The organism is Tumebacillus algifaecis (assembly GCF_002243515.1).
GTDB lineage: Bacteria > Bacillota > Bacilli > Tumebacillales > Tumebacillaceae > Tumebacillus_A > Tumebacillus_A algifaecis.
In genome coordinates this window covers 533,878-557,228 of the sequence record NZ_CP022657.1, presented here as the reverse complement: position 1 = coordinate 557,228, position 23,351 = coordinate 533,878, and the positions used below count along the sequence as shown (strand labels likewise).

The window sequence follows — 23,351 nt, the reverse complement described above, 5'->3', positions numbered from 1 at the left end:
GAATTCAAGATCGCCAACCACTACTTGATGATCAAACTCGTCAGTGGACTCCTCCAGAGCCCATCCATAATTCGGGCCGCCTCAGCCCATCCCCGCGATATAAAGTCGAATCTTTATTTGACTGGGATCATCGATCAGTTCCTTCAATTTTGCAATCGCATCAGCAGACACATGTATCATGGGAGTCCTTTCACCTCAGCACAATTATACCCCTGTGGGTATAATTGTGCGAGTCGCACTTATACGGATCATTTCGTCACATCCAACGGAACATCTTGATCGGAACCAAAGACTCATGCCAGCACACGATTGGCTGGGCGAACGGAAATCTTAGCCTTCTTCCTGTGTTCTTACACGAATGGTTTTCCAGAAGGAACAAACACAACTACAAGTTCCTGAAATGCAGTGGGTACAGAACAAACCTTGTATGAATCCAGGTTGGTCAAATCCACCCGAAAAGGGAATTATGTGATTTACGATCTGGATGAAATTTCGGTCGCTAATTTCATGGTGTCCTTACACCGCCTGAGTGAAAAACAGCTGGTCGAGATCCAACAGTTGAAAATGAAACTCATTCAGTGTTATTTCAGATGGATGTCATCTTTTTTTTAGCAATTGGTTGCTACATTTATCACTGCGGCTCGAGATCATTGACCCCCTTAAGCAACGCTTGTAAGAACCTCTTCAAACCTTCCCCATGGTCAGAAACCTCCGATGTAAATGTCGTGATCCCTCGCTTCTCAAACAATACTTCCTTGAGCAACGGATTCGGCGTAGTCAGGAAGATATAGGACTTCGGCTTGGCCAGTGGGTCTTTAGCGGAATCCCATAGCTTATGCAACTTGTACATCATGTAGCGGACATTGAAATCGCCTAAACTATAACCGAGAAACAGAACAGAACGTCCCAACATGTCGGCACGCATCTTGATATCCAACGCAGCCTCAAAATCCATCCGTTCGAAGTAGCTGGTCTCATCCAGTACGACTGAATCCAAATCGTCGAGATCACCGTGGAATTTGACGATCTGCACCTTCATGTTGTTGCCAACCTTCAACATATCATTAAGCGTCACAATGGAAGGAGTTTTTTCACCAGTAAACTTCTCATGAGCTTTTTCTAACAGGTGATCGTAATTAGTAGTATAAATGATCGGGAACTGCAGTTGGACTAGCAATTCATGAACCTCTCCTGCCCTCATTTCCTCTAGGGGTTTACGGAACACATCCAACAAATTTTGCAGCTCCTCCTTCCCCTTTTTCAGTACATAGTATTCGGCCAACATCAGATAATCTCCGTATGAGTTAAAAACCTTTTCATCATAGCCCAATTCTTGGGTGTTTATCGCATAATGAAATTGCAGAATGTCGCGGCGTAAAAGTGCAGACTTTGCCCGCGACATTTTGGCATAAAAAAAGCACTTGCCAACATCGATCTACTAACTTACCCTACGGTTTGCGACGACCAAGGGGGATCGAGAGGATGTTGAAAGTGCCTGAACAACAGTATATCAAATTTTTGCGCGAACACGAAGGGTGTTCGATAACCGAAATTGCAGAACGAATGAACTTGAATTGGCGAACTGCCAAAAAATATGCGGACAAAGACGATTGGAACGAGACGGTGGGAAAACGATTCGGTCGTTACCCAGTTCTCGGTCCGTTTCTCGAAATCATAGATACGTGGCTATTGGAGGACGAGGCTCTTCCCCGCAAACAGCGCCACACCGCTCGGCGGATCTTTAACCGTCTCAAAGCGGAGTATGAATTTACTGGTGGCGAACGAACGGTACAGGAGTACGTGGCTAAATGGCGGGCGGCTTACGCCCATGACCGAGCGAAGAGCTACGAACGGCTGGAGCATCCAGGTGGCGAAGCCCAGGTAGACTTTGGAACCGTACAGGTTGCGCAGAACGGGAGGCTCGTGGAACGTAAGATTCTTACCGCGTCCTTCCCATTTAGCAATGCGGCCTTCGCTTTCCCCGTTCCATCTGAGAATGGCGAGTGCTTTCTCGAAGCCTTGAAGCGGCTGTTCGGACAAATGGGCGGAGTACCGCGACGCATCTGGTTCGATAACCTCGCGGCTGCGGTTGCATCTATCGAGAAAAACGGAGAACGAAAGCAAACTGATGCGTTCACAAGGTTCTGTGCTCATTACTGCTTCGAGCCTGTCTTTTGTAATGTGGCGAGAGGCAACGAGAAAGGCAATGTAGAGAACAAGGTTGGTTACGGAAGGCGGAACTGGTGTGTCCCGATCCCAGTCATTCAATCGCTCGATGAACTCGCAGTACATCTTGAAATGGAGGCACTGGAGGATCGTCAGCGCATTCACTATTCGAAGAAGGAGAAAGTGGACGATCTATGGCGACAGGAGCAGAAAATGCTCTATTCCCTGCCGCTTGAACCGCTAGAGGTATTTCGTTTGGATACAGGTCGATTGAACAAATTTCGTGAACTGTCGTTCGAGAACATCAAGTACCCACTCCCGCAATGCAAGGCAGAGCAGCGCGTGTTGCTCAAGATTAAGTGGGATCTGATCGAGGTATTGGACGAGTCGTACAGCAAAATCTTCGAGTTCCCTCGGCCTTATACGGACAAGACGATGGAGATCGAGTGGAGAGCTGTGTTAGATGGACTCAAGCGACGCCCTCGCTCCGTCAGATATTCGACTTTTGTGTCGATGATGCCAGAAACACTGAAACACTTCCTGAGGGAAGTTGAGTCGGAGACGTGCAAGGCACGCCTGTCCCTTGTGAGGCGTTTGTTGGAGAACTACACGATGGGGGAGATCGCTAAAGGCCTGCACGAACTCATGCCTTGGGATTCTCGCGTCGAAACAGCGTTGGAGCACGCTTTGTACAAACAACGATATCCCGAGTTTCATCCTGAACCGTTCCAAGAGGTACACACCCCATCGAAGATTCAAGGCTATCATCCAGGTGACTTGGCCAATTACAACGATCTGTTGGGGGTGACATTATGAATCGAAAAATGTTGGCGCAGGCGTGCAAAACGCTCCATCTGGCACATGTAATGAACCACTACGAATCGGTTCCGTTCGAGAGTCGTACTGACTTCTTGCTGGCAATCCTGCAGTCAGAGATCCAAGGACGTGAGTCCAGTAAAATGAAGAGATTGATGAAGCGCGCCGGATTCCCTCAATTGAAAACGTTCGAAGGATACAACTTTGAGGAGATCACGTTTCCGAATCATTGCACGGAGCAGTCTCTACGTGAGCTTAACTTCCTGAAACATAAAGAGAACATCTTGATGTTGGGAAAGGTGGGAACTGGGAAAACCCATCTGGCAATTGCGTTAGGGGTGGAAGCCTGTCGGCAGGGGCTTGATGTGAGGTTTTATCGCGTCTCGGAGCTTGTCGCCAAATTGCAGGAAAGACATGCGAGCGGGACGCTGACGAGATTTCAAAAAGAACTGATGAAGTGCGATCTGTTGATTTTGGATGAGGTGGGCTTCGTGCCGTTTCACCAAACGGGTGCTGAACTTCTGTTTCACGTTATCTCGGAATGCTACGAGCAGCGAAGTCTCATAGTGACCTCCAATCTGGAGTTTGGGCAATGGAACAGCGTGTTTGGTGATACTAGATTAACGAAAGCGCTGGTGGATCGTTTAGTTCACCACGCGCACATCCTGAGTTTTACGGGCGAGAGTTATCGCTTGCGTCATGCTCTGTCGAGCATAAATTCATGAATTTCGATGTTGGCGGTGCTATGCACAAAATGGCCGCGATACTCTGCACTTTTCAGTTGCGAAACACACTTGGGCCATAGTTGAGATCAATTTCCCCCAAGAAGGGAGTTTTAAATTCATGGAAACACCAGCACCCGCAAAGAGAATAACGCGCCTGTCTTTGATGGCCTTACACAGTTCCCGAAAATCCTGTTTCTGCTCTCGCACCTGCTCCTTTTTAATATGTTCCCCTAGCTTTTTCAATACTGCACTTCTCATTGAGTATTCGTCCTTCTTACCTACCAACTCTAACTCAGCAAAAGTCCTCTCTTGCCTCCTTGCTTGGCCATTTGGGACGAATATCCTATCCCATCCGAACCCACCTTCTCCTCGAGGTACTGGAGAGATCGAGCCGCAGACCGATTCTTGGAATGTATAGATCTTCTTTCCATCGCAATAGCCAATCATCGCAGTCGCCTTCGCTTTCTTGCCACCAAACAATTCGGAAAAATGGACTTCCCCTAGCTCCTCCCAGATGATACTCGTTAGCGCACCAGGAAAGTGGCTCATGTCCCCAGTTTCCAATTCCAATTGAAGCATAGTATGTTCGACAAACAGCGGCCGCTTCAACGTGTCAAACGCTTTCTTCACTTTGTCCCTAACCAATTCCTCAAGGTTTTTGGTCTGTAATTCGTTAATCTCCACTTTTGTCGAAGCCATTTGAATTCCGTGTGATACGCACAATCGTTCCATCTCTTTTTGCTTGCTCTTGCTACCCGAAATAAAGTACAGCATCATTCTCCTCCTTAAAATTTTAACAATATGATTCTAGTTGAATCAAAATCTCTGATATTTCTTCCATTCGTTGTTGGAACGGAATCCCTCGACTCTCTATGAAACTGCTGTAAACCCCTATCTCACGTACTTTGTCCACCCAGGAGAGCACGTCTTCTCTTGCGTGCCCCTTTTCCAAAAGGGAGTAAAACAAATAGGCTATCTCATTGTTGATATTCGTGTTGAAGACGATCGGATCATCTGAGTTGATCGTGACCATCACGCCGTCCTCCACGTTCCGCTGCTCTTGAAATCCGCGTTGGTTCAATGTAAGGATATAGTGCTGAAAAATATTCTCGACTTCGCCGATGGCTGTGTTGGAAGACGGGTTCGTTTCGATGACAATCCCTTCACGACTGACCTTTTGCCGAATGAGCGTCTGCAGTTCCTTAAGCATTTTCAGATCTTCACGCCGCACCTCAACTTGGATGGGTTCCACCATTTTGTGGAGATAACATTTACAGTGCTGCGCAAAGGTCAAACGTTCAGCCGTCCAAATGTTATTCGTGTTTATGTAGTGGCAGAAAAGCCTCGAAGTATCCCGACTCGCTTCACGCTTTCCAGGGAGCGAGTTACTCATCTCGAAAGTTCTGAATTTGCTCTGGTACGCTTCCCAAAGGGAGAAAACAGTAATCCCTTCCATCTGCACGTAGATCTCCTTAGCCAACGTCAGGATCTCTTGTTGTAGGTTCGTAGAATCCACTTCCTTAGCGACCCCATCCTTGTATAGCCCCCAGATCCACAGCAAATTTTCCAGATGTTCGATCCGCGGAAGCATGACTACCTGATTACGCTGCATCCACAGATTCGGGTTAATCCCGAGGGCGATGCCGTGTCCAATGCGGTCCCCCGCATGAAACTGAAAATGTTGCACCACTTCATGCACCCTACGAACCCCAGTCATCAAATGGCGGAAGTCCTCCCCTGCATGATACGTTAATCCGAGGTTGCGCACCCGCTTGTCCGGTGCGGACGGATGAAGTGACCGATGCGTATCACTGTTACGCGCCTCGCGAAACACTGGAGCGAACACCCAAGGCTCGGTTGCAAACTCCACCCCTGCCGCATCGATGCCCACGATATAATCAGACAGGCCCGGAATCTCCTCACGTAGGTCGCGCACCACTCTCATCTCCGCCATATATTTTTCTTGTAAGTTGCGAAAATAGAGCTTGGCGGAATCAACATGGAGGTCTGTTTCACCAAATTGCCGAGTAAAGGGATTCGCATCGAGCCAGCATTTTTCGATATCATGCTCATCCTCTTTTTTGATGAAATGTACCACGATGCCGATCTCCGGAATCATTTGCCCACGGTTATACAGAGAGCAGATATTTTCCTGATAGGCCTTCAAGAGTGTTTTTAGCTTTTTGGCAAAAGCCTGCTTGATATTCCGCTCGTCGCTGTCCCGCCCCCCCGGAGCTATGCGGACTTCCAGTTTACGCAAATACGGGTTCTCCATTTGCTGATGCAGTGACAATTCGACATCCGCTTGTTTGGTAGCTCTTTCGAAATAGGAAACGAAATTTTCCAAACCTCGCGTAGAATTTGCTTGAATGTGTAATTGGAAGATCTCATTTTTAACACGTAAATACTGCCAGAAAATCTGGTTGAAAAAGTCATCAGGCTCGGATGACATCATATAGCGCATACACTTCATTAGGAAAACGAGTTCCACCGTGCCGTCCTCGCCGGAAGGGTTGGTTAGTCGATGAATGACATCCTGTTTGGCAAGCGCCCTTTTCCAATCTTCCTCACGGCAGGAATCCTGTGGAGCCAAGCGATATCGAATTAGTAGGGATTGGTACATCCCGTCAAAGTCTAATTCTGAGTGCTCCAGACGCTTTCCATGATAAACCCTCATGAGAATATCTATCGGAGAGAGGCTGGCGACTTTGGCCGAGTCTTGTTGGTAATGATGGAACAAGGTTAGCACTCGCTCATCTTGGGAACGCCGTTCCGATGTTGATAAATGATGAGCGAGCAGGATGCGAATGATTGCCATCGCCCGTACGTACTTTTGCAGTTTACCTTCCTTGCGCATGACTTCGTCCCCGAACAACCAATCCAAAGTCGGATCGTAATGATTGGACTCTGGTGACATGAGCCGTTGCCAATTCATGTTAAAGTTCTCACCTGCGCTTAAATGCAAGTGCGTCTCCGCCACGCCCTTGCTCAGAATCTGTTCGAGTTGTGTGTCGGCCAGGTTGACCGAACCATGATAGCTCTTCAGATACTGCTCTTCGCCCATCCCGTTTTGTAGAAGATACAAAACCACGAGAATATCCGTGGTGAACATTCGGTTCATAGAACTCCAGAGCGCGACCTTGTTACTTCCCTTATACGGTCCCAGCAAGTCAGCCTCTCTCTCGCTCTCCCAATACTTGAGTGCAACTTTGCCGTTTCGATGAGTCAAGAGAAACTGGCTTAACTTCGCCAGATAGCGGAAATAGAAGCGTGACATGAATCTACCGCTACAGCTGAGTTGCTGTAGTTCCTCATGCGGGAAAAATTTACGGATCAGCAGCTTGATCTCGTCGAGGTTGTAAATTCGGTTGGTCTTGTTAAGAATCGGATAAACGGCTGGTAACACCTGTTTCTCCAGACAATTGCGGTATTCAATCGTCGAATGTCCTCTTGCCAAATCGTTGATGCTATCCTGCCAATAAAACGATAGTTCAGTAAACGGTAAGAGCATTGTCTTGATTCGCAGGTCCATTTTTTCCCTAAACATACTGACCCCTCCTACCGTTACTGCACCATTTTCTTCTCCGACAGTTGGTTTTCAACATATCGCTCAAAATTAGTCTTGAGCAGTTTTCTCTTTTTAGCAATCTTTCGTAATTCATCTTTGACTGTACAGAAAAAGGATTGACTTAGATCGGAATCATTATCATGGGTAACAAGTAACGCCTGAATTCGTACAATCAACCCCGCATATTGAGCGATACAGATTTGCAGACTTCTGCTGCGTACCCACGTGGTATCGTCCTCTCTCAATGCCCCCGGAGTGGTTAATTGTTTTTTAATAACATCAATTTGACGATGCACCTGAGGTGAACTTCGCGCTAAACCACCGCGCCCTTCTTTCAAATAAAATTCTAGCTCTTTTATTAATCTTTGATAATCAAGTAACTGAACCTCTGATTGTTTGGATATACGTTCAATACTCTCCCTCAGTGGAGGGATTTTTCTTAAAATATTTATTGCTGTTCTAACCTCACCACTTAAAGAGATGACTTTATTTCGACTATTTTTAAGTAACTCCTCCCCTTGTGCTATAAGTTGCTCAAACACTTGCAACGCTTTTTGCATATCGTCCTTTTTCAGAACTCGATTTCCTTTTATACTAAGGCTTTCCTTCAAATTATGCTGCACTGTCAATTTCCATAAACTCACCATCTGTTCTAAAAGATCTTCTCTAGATATATTCGCATCCTCCACTAAGAGCTCCGGTAGTCCATTAATGAGTGAATTTAACTTAGTGATTTCATTTTCCAGTCGATACATTTCCTTATTCAACCTATCTAAAGCATCTAAACGAGCCTGGTAATCAATAGGCAGATACTTTTTTAATAATTGAAACTCTTGTTTTAAACAAAAATATAAATCAATAAACGTCATAGTACTTTGTGTAAGACTTTGACCAGACTGAGGGTAGACATAAATGAGCGGTTCCTTAACAATTACAGACCAATCTGATTCTGACAGAATAGTTTTATCAGGTAATTGCTGCGGATCAAACGTACTGATCGGAACTACTCCTTCCAACAAAGAATCAGACACTATTATTCTAGACTCTAGAACTTCCCAATCCTCTTTCCTATTCTTTAAAAAAGTATCAAGGAAATTGATCCTCTCTAGCATATCCTTGCGCTTTTGAATGATCGCTATCAACTCGTTATAAGTCATCACAGACAACTCTTTCTTAGTTTGTTCAATCTCATGTTCCATTAATTGTAGTTGAATGGATTTACTTTTAAGTTGATCTCGGAGTGTCTCTCTGTTGTTTCGATTAGAATGATACTCCAACAACTGCTCTAATCTAGCATGTTCTGAGTCTAGATCAGCTAGATCTGATTCTGTAGAAACTATCTGAATTATTTCGCGACGAACTACTTGTTCAAACTTCTGTTCTGATTCAATACCTATTCGTAATTCCAAATCCACTATATCAAGCAATTTCTTATCATCCATAAATGATTTGAGATGAATCCTCATTTTTTCAGCAAATGACAAATAATATTCTTCTATATTTCTACCCTTTTCAAACAAATAACCGAGATGAGTCACTACCCATTCTTCGTCCACATCATAAGTGTCATGAAGCAAATTCACTAACTCACACACTCGTTTAGCATCCTCATATTCTCCATCAATCGGTTTCTGATACTCTGAAAGTGCTAGATAATAGTTCAATTCCAGATCATCGGAACCCTGATTATCAAACAAAAAACGTGTGTTACTAACATGCATTCGTCGTTCAAGAGCAAGAAACATTTTAATTAAGTGATTCATATCTGTCTTCTCGGGATACAGCTTTTTTTGTCTGTTGAATTTATTCAACACACGCATCAATGGGTCATTTTTGTCAACCACACTGAAATCGGTATTTTCCAACTTCATCAATCGTTCTATAAATTCAATAAAAATAGTTAACATTAGCATATCATTATAGAAACGGTCCTCCGAAAACGTACTACGAAGAGAACTGTCCATTTCATTAAATTTATTCTCATAGGCTACCCACAGCATTTCAAGAGCATTGTAATTTAAAGAGGTCTGTTGTGGATCAATTTTAGCCTTTTGGGATGCTTCCGAATCAACTTTTGCCTCACGAATACCGATCTCAATAATATTTCTCAAGTCAAATTCGTATTCTTTGAGACGACTTGTAGAGTTAATCAGAAGTTCTACAAATTGCTTTAAGTCATTTGCATCCCATGCAGAATTCTCCCTAATATTTCGTTGGTACAGGAAATAATACGGGTTAATAAGACCTCGCGGATTATCGTCAAAGATTGCAAAAAAGACATCTGTAACCTCTTTGTTAATCTCACCAAAGGTGTTCCCACTAAAATGAATATTTTCAAGTAATTCCCTTAAAGATATTGGCTTCTCACTTGAAATATCATGAACTACATATTCGAAATTGGATTTTTCCTTATTTGTAGCCAGACGCTTCATTTCAAAGCGCAAAGTTGGAGGCATTACTTTTTTTAGATAATCTTGAGCCCGAACTTTCCGTAATTGCAGCGCATTTTTTTCTTGCGCATTGTCACTTCTTAAAAGTGAAGATTTGTCATCTGGCACGAAGTTCGTGTTGTAATACAGATATCCAATTTTCTCCCGCCGGACAAAATCCATCGTAATTGCTTCTGTAAATTGATCATAGTCCCCCGATACAAAAACAACAATATTAGGGTGATTCAAATAGTTACGAACCGTATCAAGAACATCCGGGCAACGTTCCCCGCAAAGGTCCACATCGTCGAAATAAATCAATATTAAGGGCTCGTGACCACCTCCCAATACTCCTCTTTTGTCTACAATCAATTGATCTATAAATTTCCGAAACCGTTCAATGAAATTATGATCTGAGTGAATAAAGTTTTCATTGTCCTTGATATAATTGGCCGCACCTGAATGTCGACCATGGATGGCTCGATAATATTCTTCTTTTCGGAATACATAAGACTTTCTAAGATCATCAAATCTATCCTTTAGTGAACTTGTTCCACTTTTAATACAACGGTCATACAACTCATCGTACTTGTTTCCCGCTTTCATACGATCTTCTGAATCACTATCAAGTTTTGCAACTACATTTTCAAATTGCCCAAGTAGCCATCCCAAAGTATCATTTGATGGACTCATATTTTCGGGAACAATTAAAGGCAAAACAATGTCCCGTTTGGAGTATTTTTCCTCATGCTTTGCTTTAAATGTAAGCATTACAGACGTTTTGCCAGAACCGCGGCCACCTAGTATTGATATACAATTGTCGGCAGTATCGTTACTATCTCTTAGTTGCCCCGAGGCATTACGAAAGTCTCTTAACAATTCTCCAATTTTTTCAAAGCTAGGGAGAATACTTTTTGCCTCCCCATCTGTCAAAACCCGTGAACCGATCTTTACGGATTTTTTGTTTACTTCCTTATGATTATTCTTGAGTCGAAAGCTATATTTACTCATCTGCTTTTCTCCCTTCAATTTCAAAACAAGATTCCATACAAAACTATTTATTTACTTCTACATATTTATAAAAAACCCTACAAATTCATTTCATTAGTGTTCAGCCAATAATCGTAAAGATGGCCTCGCTTTGCCCTATAAATTTTCATAAAATTGACACCTCGCCCTCCGAAAAAAAGACTGTGCACCGAGTTTATCTCACGGCACACAGCCAAATTGAAGGAGTTTTTGTGGCTCTACAAGTGTCGAAAAGTTCTTTGTTTAGGAGTTCTCATCAAATTGATGCTTACTAGTAAACATTTGGATTCGTCTATAATTACGTAGCTTTTTGGTCTTCTACTAAGACATGTTGGCTGGCGACCTTCTTATCCAGTTTGCTTACCCATGTGAAACACACTTACAGATTGGCCTTAACAGCCTGCACCAGCTGGTTCAACTTCTCATCTGCTTCAGTGGAAGAAGCCCCACACACAGCTAGATAGACTTTCAGCTTCGGCTCCGTCCCAGAAGGCCGAAGACAGAACCACGAGCCGTCGGCAAGGGTATAGTGTAGGACGTCAGCCTTCGGGAAATTTAGCTTTGTTTCAGTGCCTGCCCGCACATCTTGTACCACCCCAGACTGAAAGTCACGGTACTCTGTTACCTGCTGACCTGCAATGAAATCTGGTGGCGCCAACCTCCATGTTTTCAGGATCTCTTGAATTTCGGCGCTACCATGACGTCCGATCCTTGTCAGGGATAAGTGCTGCTCCTTGTAGTATCCGTACTCTTGGTAGATCGCCTGCAATGCCTCGTACAGACTGATGTCTTTGCATTGATAATAAGCGGCCATCTCGCAAAGTTGCATCGTCGCCATGACTGCATCTTTGTCACGCACAAATGGAGCGCTTAAAAATCCGCAACTCTCCTCGTAGCCGAACACAAACATCCGTTCACGTTTCGCTTCCAAGTGCCGCATTTGTTCGGCAATATATTTGAATCCGGTCAGCGTGTCGATCACTTCTACCCCGAAGCTTTCGGCCACCGCACGGCCCAATTCGCTCGTCACAATCGTTTTGATCATAGTCGCTCCGTTTGGGAGCAGATTTCGCTTTTTCTGCTCAGTGAGCAAGTAGTAAAGCAACAAGGCTCCGATCTGATTACCTGTCAATCGTACAAAATCACCGTCAGCGTTGCGCACCGCCATTCCGACGCGGTCGCAGTCAGGGTCAGTGGCTATTATCAGATCTGCGCCGATTCGATCGGCAATCGGAATCGCCAAGGCGTACGCTCCCTCTTCTTCCGGATTCGGCTGCTTGCAGGTGCTGAACTCCGGGTCGGGTAACGCCTGCTCCGGCACGACATACACTTTGGTAAAACCGACCTCCCTCAGGATGCGCTGCACTGGGCGATTACCTGTTCCGTGCAATGGCGTGTATACGATCTTGAGCTGCGAGGCCACATCGGCAATCGCTTCTCGATTCAAGCAGAGGGTCTGTAACTGCTCCAGATAGCGCGCTTCCAGTTCCTCATTGATCCAACACAAAAGCCCAGCCGCCTCCGCTTCTTTCGCTGTGCAGAAGTGTACTTCATCCAAACTGCGTACCTGTTCGATCTCGGACTGAATCTCATCCGCATGGGCCGCTACAATCTGCCCGCCGTCCGCTCCATACACTTTGTAGCCGTTGTATGCTGGAGGATTGTGGCTCGCTGTGATGACGATTCCCGCCTGTGCGCCCAATTCCCGAACTGCATAGGAGAGCACAGGCGTGGGGCAGAGCTTTTGGAAAAGATACGAACGCACCCCGTTGCCGGCTAACGTGCAAGCCGCTTCTAGCGCCAATTCGGGTGACAGGCGGCGTGAGTCATACGCGATGACGACACCCCGTTCTTTTGCCACATCGCCCAAAGCGGCGATGTGGCGTGCCAGACCTTCTGTCGCGCGGCGCACAGTGTAGCGGTTAATCCTGTTAATGCCTGCTCCGAGCTCCCCTCGCAAACCGGCTGTGCCGAATTCAAGGTGTTTGTAGAAACGCTCGTGGATCTCCTCCGGCTGATCGGAAATGGCGCGAAGCTCTGCTCGGGTCTGCTCATCGAGAAATGAACTGTTCAACCATTCTCTGTAGGCATCGAATGCTTTCATGAAGTTCTCCTTTCTTCGAGCAGATGAAACATCTGACGTTTATACGCTTCCACCCCCGGTTGATCAAACGGGTTGACTCCTAGCAAAAGAGAACTGACCGCACATGCTTTCATGAAGAAGTAAAACATATGTCCAATCGTCTGCTCCGTTAAATCGGGCAGATGGAGGACGACGTTTGGAACGCCACCGTTCGTGTGGGCGGTCAGCGCGCCTAAAAATGCCCGTTTGTTAATTTCATGCAAGTCCTGTCCAGTCAGATAGCCCAATCCATCCAGATCATCTTCCATCTCGGGTAGCGTGACGTTCAGATCTGACTGCTTCACCCAGAGCACTGTCTGCAAGAGATGGCGTGGCCCCTGTTGGATGTACTGCCCGACTGAATGCAGATCAGTGGTCAACTGCACCACCGCAGGAAAGATGCCTTTTCCGTCCTTGCCTTCGCTTTCGGCGAAAAGTTGCTGCCACCAGTCTGATAACGTCCGCAAGCGTGTATCGTATCCGGCGAGCAGTTCGATCGATTTCCCGTTCCGGTACCAGAAATTGCGATAGACGGCATACTGGTAGCAGGTGTTTGCTTCTAGCCGCGGATTGGTATAAAGTCTGGCCGCTTCCTGAGCACCGCGTAGCATTTCGCGGATGTCGGCGCCGTGCACAGCCATTGGTAGCAGTCCGGCCACCGTCAAGACAGAATAACGCCCGCCGACCCGTTCCGGAATGGAGAACGACTTGTAGCCGTTCTTTTTGGCCATCGCAAGCAGAGCGCCTTTTTCTGGGTCGGTGGTGACATAGATGCGTCGAGTCGCTTCCTCCACACCGTATTGGTCGATCATCCAGCGCCTTGCCAGACGAAAAGCGATTGCAGGCTCAAGCGTTGTTCCCGATTTGGAGACGACGTTTACCGCCACGCGCCGTCCCTTCAGCTTTGCAAACACTTCCTTCAAATTTGCCGTGCAGAGATGATGCCCGAGAAAAAGAATCTCCGTCCCGCTTCGCCCCGCAAGCATTTCAATTCCAGCCCTCGCTCCCAAATATGACCCGCCTGCACCGATCACCAGCAACACGTCAGCATCCCGACGAATCTGTTCCGCTGCGGCGATGATCTTCCCGACTTGTTCATCATCCGGGTCAAGCGGCTGCATCCATCCCAGATTGTCCTGACTCTTGCGATCTCCTTCGACCAGCTTCGCATGGGCTACTTCAAGCTCTAGCCTCAGTTTCGCATATTCCGCAGTATTAAATCCGGCAAGTCCTAATGTTGAAATGAACACCCTTCACCTCCCGATAGTTCAGCATTTCAGTATCGCTACTTCATATCCAACTACAGTACTTGACTTTTCTTATAACGGTGATTCTTTTACTCATACACGAAAGCCCCACCTTGCCATTTTTAATTGCCTTCAGACTTTCGAAACCTCTAGTTAAGGTTGTCGATTTAGCACAGTTTCAGATCAAAAGCCGTTCAGATGTCATAGATGCCAGTTTCATTCGCTTGGGATCATCGTTTGATGATCGCTGTGCTCAGCTTCTCACCACAGAGCCACCATGATCTTATCCGGTCTCTACTAGCTCATCATGGCGGCCCGCCAAGAGTTTCGTTTCAACCTGACCCCCCAATTACCAAAACTGCGAATTATAAAATTTTTCATCTTCCACCATATTAATTCGCTCGCTGCTTTTCCTGAACCAGCAGGTCATCAAGATAAGCGAGCAGATCAGAACGAAGCTCCGACCGCCCGAGTGCAACTTTCAGCGTCGCTTGCAGATAGCCGAGCTTGTCTCCGACGTCGAAGCGCTGTCCTTCCAGTAGCAAAGCTAGTATCGGGTGTTCTCGGCAGATGTCTTTGAGTGCATCGGTCAGTTGGATCTCACCCCCGTTGCCCGGCTGCAAGCGCTCCAGAATTGGAAAAATCGACGGTTTCAAAATGTAACGCCCCATCACTGCGATGTTGGATGGCGCTTCATTCTCAGCCGGTTTTTCCACCAGATCTTCGACCCACATCGCTCGGCCCATATTCGGCTGTTCGAAGCGATTCGGTTCGATAATGCCGTATTTTCTCACGTCAGGCAACGCAACCTGCTGCACACCGACCACTTCGGTGTCGTACCATTCATATATGTCGATCATCTGCCGCAGCGCCGGTCGCTCCGATAGCATGATGTCATCACCGAGCATCACCGCAAACGGTTCATCGCCGATAAACTGTTGCGCGCACAAGATCGCGTGCCCAAGCCCGAGCGGCTCTTTTTGCCGAATGTAGTGGATGCCAGCCAACTGTGAAATTTCTGTCACCGTTTTCAGCAATTCTTCCTTTCCCTTTTCTGCAAGTGTCTTTTCTAACTCCACAGATTTGTCAAAATGGTCTTCGATGGAGCGCTTGTTGCGGCCGGTCACGACAATGATGCTTTCGATCCCCGATGCCACCGCTTCTTCGACGATGTACTGTATGGCTGGCTTGTCGACGATCGGCATCATCTCTTTTGGCTGTGCTTTCGTGGCGGGTAGGAAGCGCGTGCCTAGCCCAGCAGCCGGAATCACCGCTTTTCTAATTTTCATCCGAGATCACTCCTCCTGTTTGATGTCAGGAAAATATCCACAGCTGACTACCGGCAAAAGTGACGATTGTTACGCCGCCCTCTCCTCATAGTTCACCCAGCTCTCGTAAACTGATCTCCCTGTCAGATTTAGTTAGAAATTATGCCATCTACGGAATGGCATATGAACTTTTTTAATTTGAGCGACATCACGGGTTGTTAAAAGCCGATCTTTTACAGACCGGCTCTCTGTAATACTTCATCAAATTTATTAATTCCAATGGTTTCGCTCGTCCACGGCGTCAATTTCTGTTCCCTCTATGCTCCCACCTAGGATATTCTGAAGAAATAATCACGATCGCAGCAGTTGACGAGCTTCTATTCATAACCGAGCAATGGACGCCTTTATTTTTCAATGTGTAGTTGCCCATGCAAGATGCCTGGATTTCTTGAGAAAGGACTGTTGACACTTGGATTGGTTCTCCTAAACTGTCTATCGTCGACTCGCCGAGACCTAAACCTTTAAAGTTTGGGTAGGTGTTTCACTTGTTTCTGAATCCTCGAAACTGATCTTCGCGCCAAGTTTGCATAGTGTATCAACAATGGAAGGATATCCTCTCATTATGTGTCCAATGTTTGAGATGTATGTTTTATATCCTAAAGGCATGGAAAGTGCGCATAGAAGCAGTGCCGCTCCACCTCGGATTTCTTCCGCATTGACAGTAGTTCCCGAAATGTATTCGTTTGGGCCTGAGATGAGAACTTCTCGTTCCGACAAGATCTCCACTTTTATGCCCATTTTTTTAAACTCCTTAATGTGAAGCAACCGATTTTCGAAAATATTCTCCTTCGCATAGCTCGTCCCTTTACAAACGCTTAAAAACGCCATCATCGGGGATTGCAAATCGGTTGGGAAGCCTGGATACGGCTCGGTCTCAAAACGGATTGCCTTGTAAGGACGATGTCCCCCAATCGAAATCTGTCCATCTGACTCTTTGATGCAGGTTGCCCCCGCCTCCATGAGAAGATCAAGTACTTTATCAAGATGCTCAACATAGGAAGTCGGCATCTTCAAATGCCCATCGGTCATCAAAGCACCCATGATGTAGGTTCCGACTTGTAAACGATCAGGCATCACCTCGATCGATCCGCCTCTCAACTTAGGTACGCCATCGATCACAATTTTATCTGTTCCCGCCCCAGACATGACAGCCCCCATGCTCAAAAGCAATTCCTGCATGTCAATTACCTCTGGTTCCAATGCTGCATTCGTAATAACAGTTCGTCCCTCGGATACGGCTCCCAGCATCATTAAGGCCATCGTAGCCGTATGACTTGGATATTCAAGTTCCATCTCAATGGCTTTAAGCGGTCGGTCGATTCGAATCGAGAACAAACCTTCTGCAAACTCAACATCCCCCCCCATCATTTCAATGCCTCGCATCATCTCATCAAGCGGTCTTTTTCCGATCATGTCACCTCCTGGATAAGGGATGATGCATCGATTCAGACGGTAAAGTACAGGACACGCAAGTGCGATTGAACCTCTGAGCTTTCGAGAAAGTTTTGAATTTACAACTGAGTTGCTAAGTTGCCGTGCTTCAATTACCATTCGATTTTCTGAGGGGGTCCACAAGGAGTGAATCCCTAAATCAAGCAAAATCTCATGAAGGATGTCAATGTCAGTAATTGCGGGCATATTGCCCAAAGTGACTTGCTCATCTGTCATTAGCGCAGCTGCAACCAGAAACAAGGCGGAGTTTTTTGCACCAGATACCTGCATCTCACCTTTTAATGCATAACCACCTTCAACGCATAACATAGCTTTAGACATGTTGTTCATTTTCCTCCTCCTTAAGTTTGGAACATACTATTTGCGCGTAGTACCCTGGAATGTAGACTTGCAAATTCGCGTTATAATACTTGCTCTCCAAAGAAATCTGCGGGTACACAATGCAATTCGGCTCCATGACCACTCCGGGATTGACAATCACATTGGCACCCAAACGGCAACGGTCCCCAATGATTGCCCCGAATTTCGAGATGTTCACTGTGACTTTCTGCTGCAAGCTGTCAAATAAGTACGAGGTAGTAGGCATATCATCCAATTCCGTTTTTAGCAAATAACTAGCAATTGCGGCGCAACTGCTCAGGTTGACATGACTCCCAACCACTGAAAAGGAAACAGCGTTAAAGTGGGCAACCCGAGTTCCGTTTAAAATGACGCTTTGACATACTTCGCTGCTATGGCCGATTATCGTATTCGAGCCTAAGATAACATTGTCACGTACAAATGCCGACTTCCCAATGATCGTATCGTTCAATATGATCGCCGGCCCTTTTATATACGCAAAATCTTGCACTTTTACATTTGAGCCGATATATACGGCACCTTCGATCGTCGCCTTCTCCGAAATTACGGCAGTAGGATCGATGTATTTCTCGCTTTCAAACTGCATCAAATAGTCGAGAATAAATTTGTTCAAGTTCGGAATGATGTCTACTAACTCAACCTCTGCAAGAAGAACTTTGATAAGTTCGTCTTGTGTTTCTCGAAAAAAGCGCTGAGACTGAAGAGATCCGTTCATCGTTGAATTACCTTCCTTTTTTTGAGGATCCAGAACATTTGTTTTAGGCATGTATGCTAGTTGATGATTCTTCTGTTTTCCCACTCGCTTTTAATCGACTAAAGATAACAGAAAAGACGAAAATACAGAGAATACCCATGATGGAAAAGGCTGCTGCCATCGACCAAGAGCTTACAAATGCGCCTACAGAAACAGCCGCCGAACCGACGATTGATGCTCCCTTGTTGGTCAAACCGTTCACTGCCATATACGCACCCCTGTTTTCGCTTGGCACTAAGTTTGCCAATACCGATTGTTTGGATGGTATAAAGATAAGTTCACCAATTGTCATGACCGAAACTGCGAGAATCAGCATCCATGGCTGGCTGCTCCCTGCGATGAAGGCGTAGCCGGCGGAATATAGAACCATGCCGCCATATATTGCCGTTTTATCATTTAGTTTTTTGACCCATTTGCCAATCAGCACGCCAAGCGTTACAACCAAAAATGTATTGACCGCATTTATGATTCCAAACATTTGGTAGCCATCCACCACATATCGAAAATCTCCCCACGAAAAAAATAGTTGATGGGTCATTTCGTTCGCAAGACGAACCACTGCATAGTTGTTCGTACCATACTGGATCGAGAGTTGCAGCAAAGTCGCACCCAAAAAGAGCAAAAAGATGAAGTCTTTTAAGACGATCCGATAGTGCCCCATAATTCTTCGGAACGGACGGTGAGGTTGATTCTCAGAAGGAGCTTCTTGCTTCTTCACATAGGTATCTTGTATCCAGAAGACCAACAACAGCAAGGAAGTTAGTGACATCAAAGCCACGACAGCCAAAAGTATCACCATGTAGTCCTTAAAGAAGAAACCTCCAACAAGGCCGCCAATTAATACGGCTATGTTAAACATCCAATAGTCAAGACTAAAAATGGTTTTGCGGTTTTCTGGGGTACAAACATCCAATATCATCGCATCACCAGCAGGACGAGCAATCGTGCTCATAATTTGGCGGATTGTCATGGCGATCAAGATGAGCACCGGAGACTCCATCCAGGGAGTCGCAGCGAGCATCATAACCACTGTGGCGATGAAACGTATTATCTCGGAACGCAGCATAACTGTTCTTCTGCCATATTGGTCAGCAAGATGCCCTCCGTACAGACCCGCTACAATACTGATCAGCGTGTTTATTATGAAGATCGCACCTGCAACTGGGGCTCCCCAATGAGCAGCAAAATAGACAATTAGAAAAGGAGCTATCATATTGCCTACCATAGAACTTAGAAACTGTTCAAATAGCCGGATTTTCACATTGCGGTGCAATTCGCGAAGTATCATTGAACCGGATCTCCCATCTTTCTCTTAGTCATAAGTAAACTCATCAACAGCTTCTCTGATGCGGTCAGCAAGAACTTGGACGTTCGGTGGCTTGATCATCTCATAATGGTTTCCCGGAACTTGCAGAACTTTCATTGGATGATTCGTGTAGCGCTCCCAACCAACTGTTGCATCATTATCTTGGTCCATGGCTTTAAAGAACACGAGCTTTTTTGGGTAGATTGAAGGCTGATAACTCTTCAGTGCTTTGTTGTTTTTTATAAAGATTTGCAATATTTGTCGCAAGCGATTTACTTCTCGATCGGGCGTAAAATAATTCACCTTTTTCCCGATGTCGAGGATGTAATGAAGTCGATCTTCCTCGTTAAGTCTTCTCAGTTCATAGAGTTGTTCATTTGACATGTTGAAGCGACTGCAATATTCAACGAGATGATCGAAGTCATCCATATCAGGATCATACTGCTCTAAATTGGTATCTAGAAGACCCACCAGCCCGACCTCGTGGCCAGCTAATTCCAATTGGCAGGCGATCTCAAATGCCAAGTTGCCTCCGAAGCTATGCCCGAACAGCAAGTACGGACTAGGTATCCCCGCTTGCAATACTTCATCAATATAATCCTTTGCAATCTCTTCCATGCTTTGCTCAATGTCCTGCTTAGATACTTGAAGACCATAAATCGGCTGATCTGGCCCCAACGCTCTCACTAAGGATGCATAGCTAAACAAATATCCCCCAATCGGATGAACCAACAGAATCGGATGACTTGTGCCGCCTGCTTGCAAAGTGACCAATGAGATTTCATTCGGCTTGAATTCAAAATTCGTGACTCGCTTTATATACAAGGCGAGTGCTTCAATCGTTGAGCATTCATACATCACAGAGAGCGGCACTTCCACCTGAAGGTCCTTTTGAATTTGGTCAAGCAAGCGGATTAAGAGTAAGGAGTGACCGCCTAAATCGAAAAAGTCGTCTCGGATTCCAATGGGAAAGACTTGGAGGATCGTTTCCCAAATTCTCACCAACTCGATCTCAAAGTGGTCACGTGGTACGGCAATCATGCGGCTCGACCAACGCGAATCCTCGACCTCAAGTTCCTGTAGGGTTTTCCGGTCCAATTTTCCGTTTGGCGTTTTCGGTAACTCCTTCATCCAAATGAATATGGACGGAACCATGTAGTCGGGCAGCACTCCCATAACATGCGCGCGCATTTCCTGTTCGGTTACCGACGTTTCCTCGTTGGCTCCCACGTAAGCAACCAGACGCTTTTCAACTCCGATTTCTTTGGCTACCACCACTGCCTCTCGTACTTTAGGATGTCTAGTCAGAATGGATTCAATCTCCCCCAACTCAATCCTAAAGCCGCGAACTTTAACTTGGTGATCAGTTCTTCCTAAAAATTCCACATTGCCTTGATCACTCCATTTTACCAAGTCACCGGTACGATACATTTTTCTGCCTGGCATGTATGGGTCCTCAACAAACCTCATCGCCGTCAAGTCCTCACGATGCAGGTAACCGCGAGCGACTCCCAGACCTCCGATGTACAACTCGCCCGTAAGACCAATCGGCTGCATCTGCATGTTCTCATCCAAAACATAAAAACTCATGTTCGGCAGTGCATTACCAATTGATACGTAGCCGAAACCCGTCGTCTCCAAATAAATTTGATCCGGCTCCAGATAACTTGAGTCAATAGTTGCTTCGGTAACCCCATAACTATTAAGTATGCGCGTCCAATTCCCCAAGCTCGACCGCATCTTTTTGTAATCCTCTATCGACAACGAATCTGCTCCCGTGACCAAAAAACGCAAATGCTCCAAGGATAATCCGTGATTGCCCAGAAAGTTCACCAACGGAACGATCAAAGCCGGAGTGGAATCCACGAATGTAATGCGTTCATTGATCATCAGTTTAGATAACATAGGCATGTCAATTTTCCATTCGTCGGGACAAATTACAAGCGTACCTCCACTGATGATCATTCGCGCAAGGTCACCTGTAAACACGTCAAAAGAGGCGCTTGCTAATTGCAAAAATCGATCGTCTTCCTTCAACTGGTATTCGTGCTTCCATACAAACGCAGCATTCATCAAGGAATCATGTTGAACCATGACGCCTTTAGGTTGCCCAGTGGTACCGGATGTAAAAATCATATAGGACAAGTGATCAGGGCGAACATCAGTGGAAGGAGGGGAAGTCTGTTCTTGGGCAGCCAAATGTTCAAGTTCGTCAAAGGCAATGCAAGGAACCCTTATTCCTTCAAAAATGAAATGTGTTGATTTTTCCGTCAACAAAATGATCGGTTGACTCATCTCCACCATGCTAAGCAACCGGTTTCTCGGGTAGGCAGGGTCAAGTGGAACATAGCATCCACCCGCTTTCAAGATCCCTAGTAGCCCGATAATAAGTTCAGGCTTTCGATTGATCGCAATCCCTACGGTCACCTCCGGACCAACACCTCTTTTTTGCAGGAAATGAGCCAACTTGTTAGCACGTTGATTCAATTCCTTATAAGTCATGTGCCGATCTTGATAAACGATAGCAACAGCATGAGGCGTACGTTCAGCTTGTTCTTGAAACACTTGATGCAGGCATTTGCTAAGGTCAACATCAAGTTGCCTACCGTTCCATTCATGAAGAATGATGTCCATTTCCTGTTCCGTAATCAGAGGCACCTCTCCAAGACGACGTTTCGGATTTGCAGCAATACCTTGGAGCAACTTCTTGAAATGTTCTGCCATCCGCGCGATTGTTCTTGGTTTGAATAAATCGCTACTATACTCGAACTCTGCCTGCAAAGCTTCCGTTGAGTGCGAAATATTTAATGTCAAATCGAATTTTGAAACTTCCACTTCCCCAAGTTCCGCTTGGATGGTGACATCTTCTAGGTTCCATACCATGCGAGATGCCTCCTTGTATGCAAACATGACCTGGAACAAGGGGTGTAAACTACGATCTCGTTTCGGTTGCAATTCTTCGACCAGTCGTTCGAAAGGCAAATCCTGATGCGTAAAAGCATCTAAGACTTCTTCCTTCATGCGATCAAGGAAATCAAGGAATGAATCTTCTTGGTACAATTTCGAACGCACAATTAAAGAGTTGACGAAAAAACCGATTGTCCTCTCAATTTCAATACGGTTCCGCCCGGCAATCGGCGTTCCGATCAATAGGTCGTTTTGTTTACTATAACGATGCAGAAAAACTTGGAACGCCGATAGCAAGACAGTAAAAAGTGTCGTGTTGTGTTCCCGGCCGATTTTTTGTAACACCTCGACAACATCTCCGGGGAGGGCGAATGAGAAAGTAGCACCGCTCGATTTTTGTACGGCAGGGCGTTGAAAGTCAGTTGGGAGTTCGAGAATTGTCGGAGCCCCCTCCAACTTGTTCCTCCAATGCTCGACCTCTTCTTTCAAAACATCCCCCTGCATCCATTTTCGTTGCCATTTCGCATAATCGGAATAGGTCATCTCAAGAGACGGCAAGGCACTAGTCACGCCAGCAACCGCTGCTTGATAGAGCGTTACCAGTTCATCAGCAAACACTTGCAAAGACCATCCGTCTGTGATGATGTGATGCATGGTGACGGACAGCAGAGTTTTTTCTTCCTCCACTTGCAAGAGAAGCAATCTCATCAAAGGACCGTTTTCAAGATCAAATCCACGTACAGACTCTTCATGCAAGATTTCCCGAACAATCGCGTTTTTTTCATTTAATGGCGCCTGATACAGATTACGAACCTGCAATGGCACATTGTCTTTTACCGGGGCGATGAATTGCATAAGTTCTCCGTCTTTATTTCGAAACGTTGTACGCAACGCTTCTTGTCGCTGAGCAAGTTCCCTCAAGCCTTGCATCAAAGCTTGCTGGTGCAGACTCCCATGAAAGTGAATGACAAACGGAAAATTATAAGTCGCTTCTCCCGGTGCCAATTGCTCTAGGAACCACAACCTCTGCTGAGCGAAGGATGCCGGGTGATGTGCATCCCGGGCACCTTTCTCCTGCAAAAGACGAGCCAACAATTTACGTTTCTCATCAGGTGACAAATTCTTAATTTGTTCCGCCATGC

At 45.9% G+C, this 23,351-nt stretch carries 13 protein-coding genes; 2 read left to right on the top strand and 11 right to left on the bottom strand.

The window, feature by feature from the left end:
* Nucleotides 1–631: 631 nt before the first annotated feature.
* Nucleotides 632–1,285, bottom strand: coding sequence for an SIR2 family NAD-dependent protein deacylase (locus CIG75_RS02655; protein WP_157729348.1), 654 nt, complete (start codon nucleotides 1,283–1,285; stop codon nucleotides 632–634).
* Nucleotides 1,286–1,482: 197 nt separating this feature from the next.
* Here CIG75_RS02655 and istA point away from each other — a divergent pair, with 197 nt between their 5' ends.
* Together istA and istB are read left to right on the top strand one after the other, a co-directional pair.
* Nucleotides 1,483–2,982: an IS21 family transposase gene (istA, locus tag CIG75_RS02650; protein WP_094235248.1), complete on the top strand. Its 1,500-nt coding sequence runs from the start codon at nucleotides 1,483–1,485 to the stop codon at nucleotides 2,980–2,982.
* Nucleotides 2,979–3,707, top strand: a complete 729-nt coding sequence (gene istB / locus CIG75_RS02645) for an IS21-like element helper ATPase IstB (RefSeq protein ID WP_094234918.1) — start codon at nucleotides 2,979–2,981, stop codon at nucleotides 3,705–3,707. The genes istA and istB overlap by 4 nt, the downstream gene beginning before the upstream one ends.
* An 18-nt stretch (nucleotides 3,708–3,725) precedes the next feature.
* Here the strand turns inward: istB and CIG75_RS02640 are convergent, their stop codons facing one another.
* From CIG75_RS02640 to CIG75_RS02595, 10 genes are all read right to left on the bottom strand, one after another.
* Nucleotides 3,726–4,484 carry a non-canonical purine NTP pyrophosphatase gene (locus CIG75_RS02640; protein WP_094235247.1) on the bottom strand — a complete coding sequence of 253 codons (759 nt, stop codon included), beginning with the start codon at nucleotides 4,482–4,484 and terminating at the stop codon, nucleotides 3,726–3,728.
* Nucleotides 4,485–4,500: 16 nt separating this feature from the next.
* Nucleotides 4,501–7,254: an amidohydrolase family protein gene (locus CIG75_RS02635; protein WP_094235246.1), complete on the bottom strand. Its 2,754-nt coding sequence runs from the start codon at nucleotides 7,252–7,254 to the stop codon at nucleotides 4,501–4,503.
* A gap of 17 nt (nucleotides 7,255–7,271) precedes the next feature.
* Nucleotides 7,272–10,715, bottom strand: coding sequence for a hypothetical protein (locus CIG75_RS02630; protein WP_094235245.1), 3,444 nt, complete (start codon nucleotides 10,713–10,715; stop codon nucleotides 7,272–7,274).
* Between the two features lie 397 nt (nucleotides 10,716–11,112).
* Complete coding sequence (locus tag CIG75_RS02625) at nucleotides 11,113–12,837, bottom strand: phospho-sugar mutase (protein ID WP_094235244.1); 1,725 nt, start codon at nucleotides 12,835–12,837, stop codon at nucleotides 11,113–11,115.
* On the bottom strand, nucleotides 12,834–14,105 hold the full coding sequence (locus CIG75_RS02620; RefSeq protein WP_094235243.1) for a glucose-6-phosphate isomerase: 1,272 nt from the start codon (nucleotides 14,103–14,105) through the stop codon (nucleotides 12,834–12,836). Before CIG75_RS02620 ends, CIG75_RS02625 begins: the two co-directional genes overlap by 4 nt.
* Nucleotides 14,106–14,494: 389 nt before the next feature.
* Complete coding sequence (galU, locus tag CIG75_RS02615; protein WP_094235242.1) at nucleotides 14,495–15,391, bottom strand: UTP--glucose-1-phosphate uridylyltransferase GalU; 897 nt, start codon at nucleotides 15,389–15,391, stop codon at nucleotides 14,495–14,497.
* 492 nt (nucleotides 15,392–15,883) lie between these two features.
* Nucleotides 15,884–17,212, bottom strand: coding sequence for a UDP-N-acetylglucosamine 1-carboxyvinyltransferase (locus CIG75_RS02610; protein ID WP_094235241.1), 1,329 nt, complete (start codon nucleotides 17,210–17,212; stop codon nucleotides 15,884–15,886).
* Nucleotides 17,196–17,957, bottom strand: a complete 762-nt coding sequence (locus CIG75_RS02605; protein ID WP_172844395.1) for an LbetaH domain-containing protein — start codon at nucleotides 17,955–17,957, stop codon at nucleotides 17,196–17,198. Before CIG75_RS02605 ends, CIG75_RS02610 begins: the two co-directional genes overlap by 17 nt.
* Nucleotides 17,958–18,000: 43 nt before the next feature.
* Complete coding sequence (locus CIG75_RS02600; protein ID WP_094235239.1) at nucleotides 18,001–19,284, bottom strand: MFS transporter; 1,284 nt, start codon at nucleotides 19,282–19,284, stop codon at nucleotides 18,001–18,003.
* Between the two features lie 24 nt (nucleotides 19,285–19,308).
* Nucleotides 19,309–23,349: a non-ribosomal peptide synthetase gene (locus tag CIG75_RS02595; RefSeq protein ID WP_172844394.1), complete on the bottom strand. Its 4,041-nt coding sequence runs from the start codon at nucleotides 23,347–23,349 to the stop codon at nucleotides 19,309–19,311.
* Nucleotides 23,350–23,351: the final 2 nt, after the last annotated feature.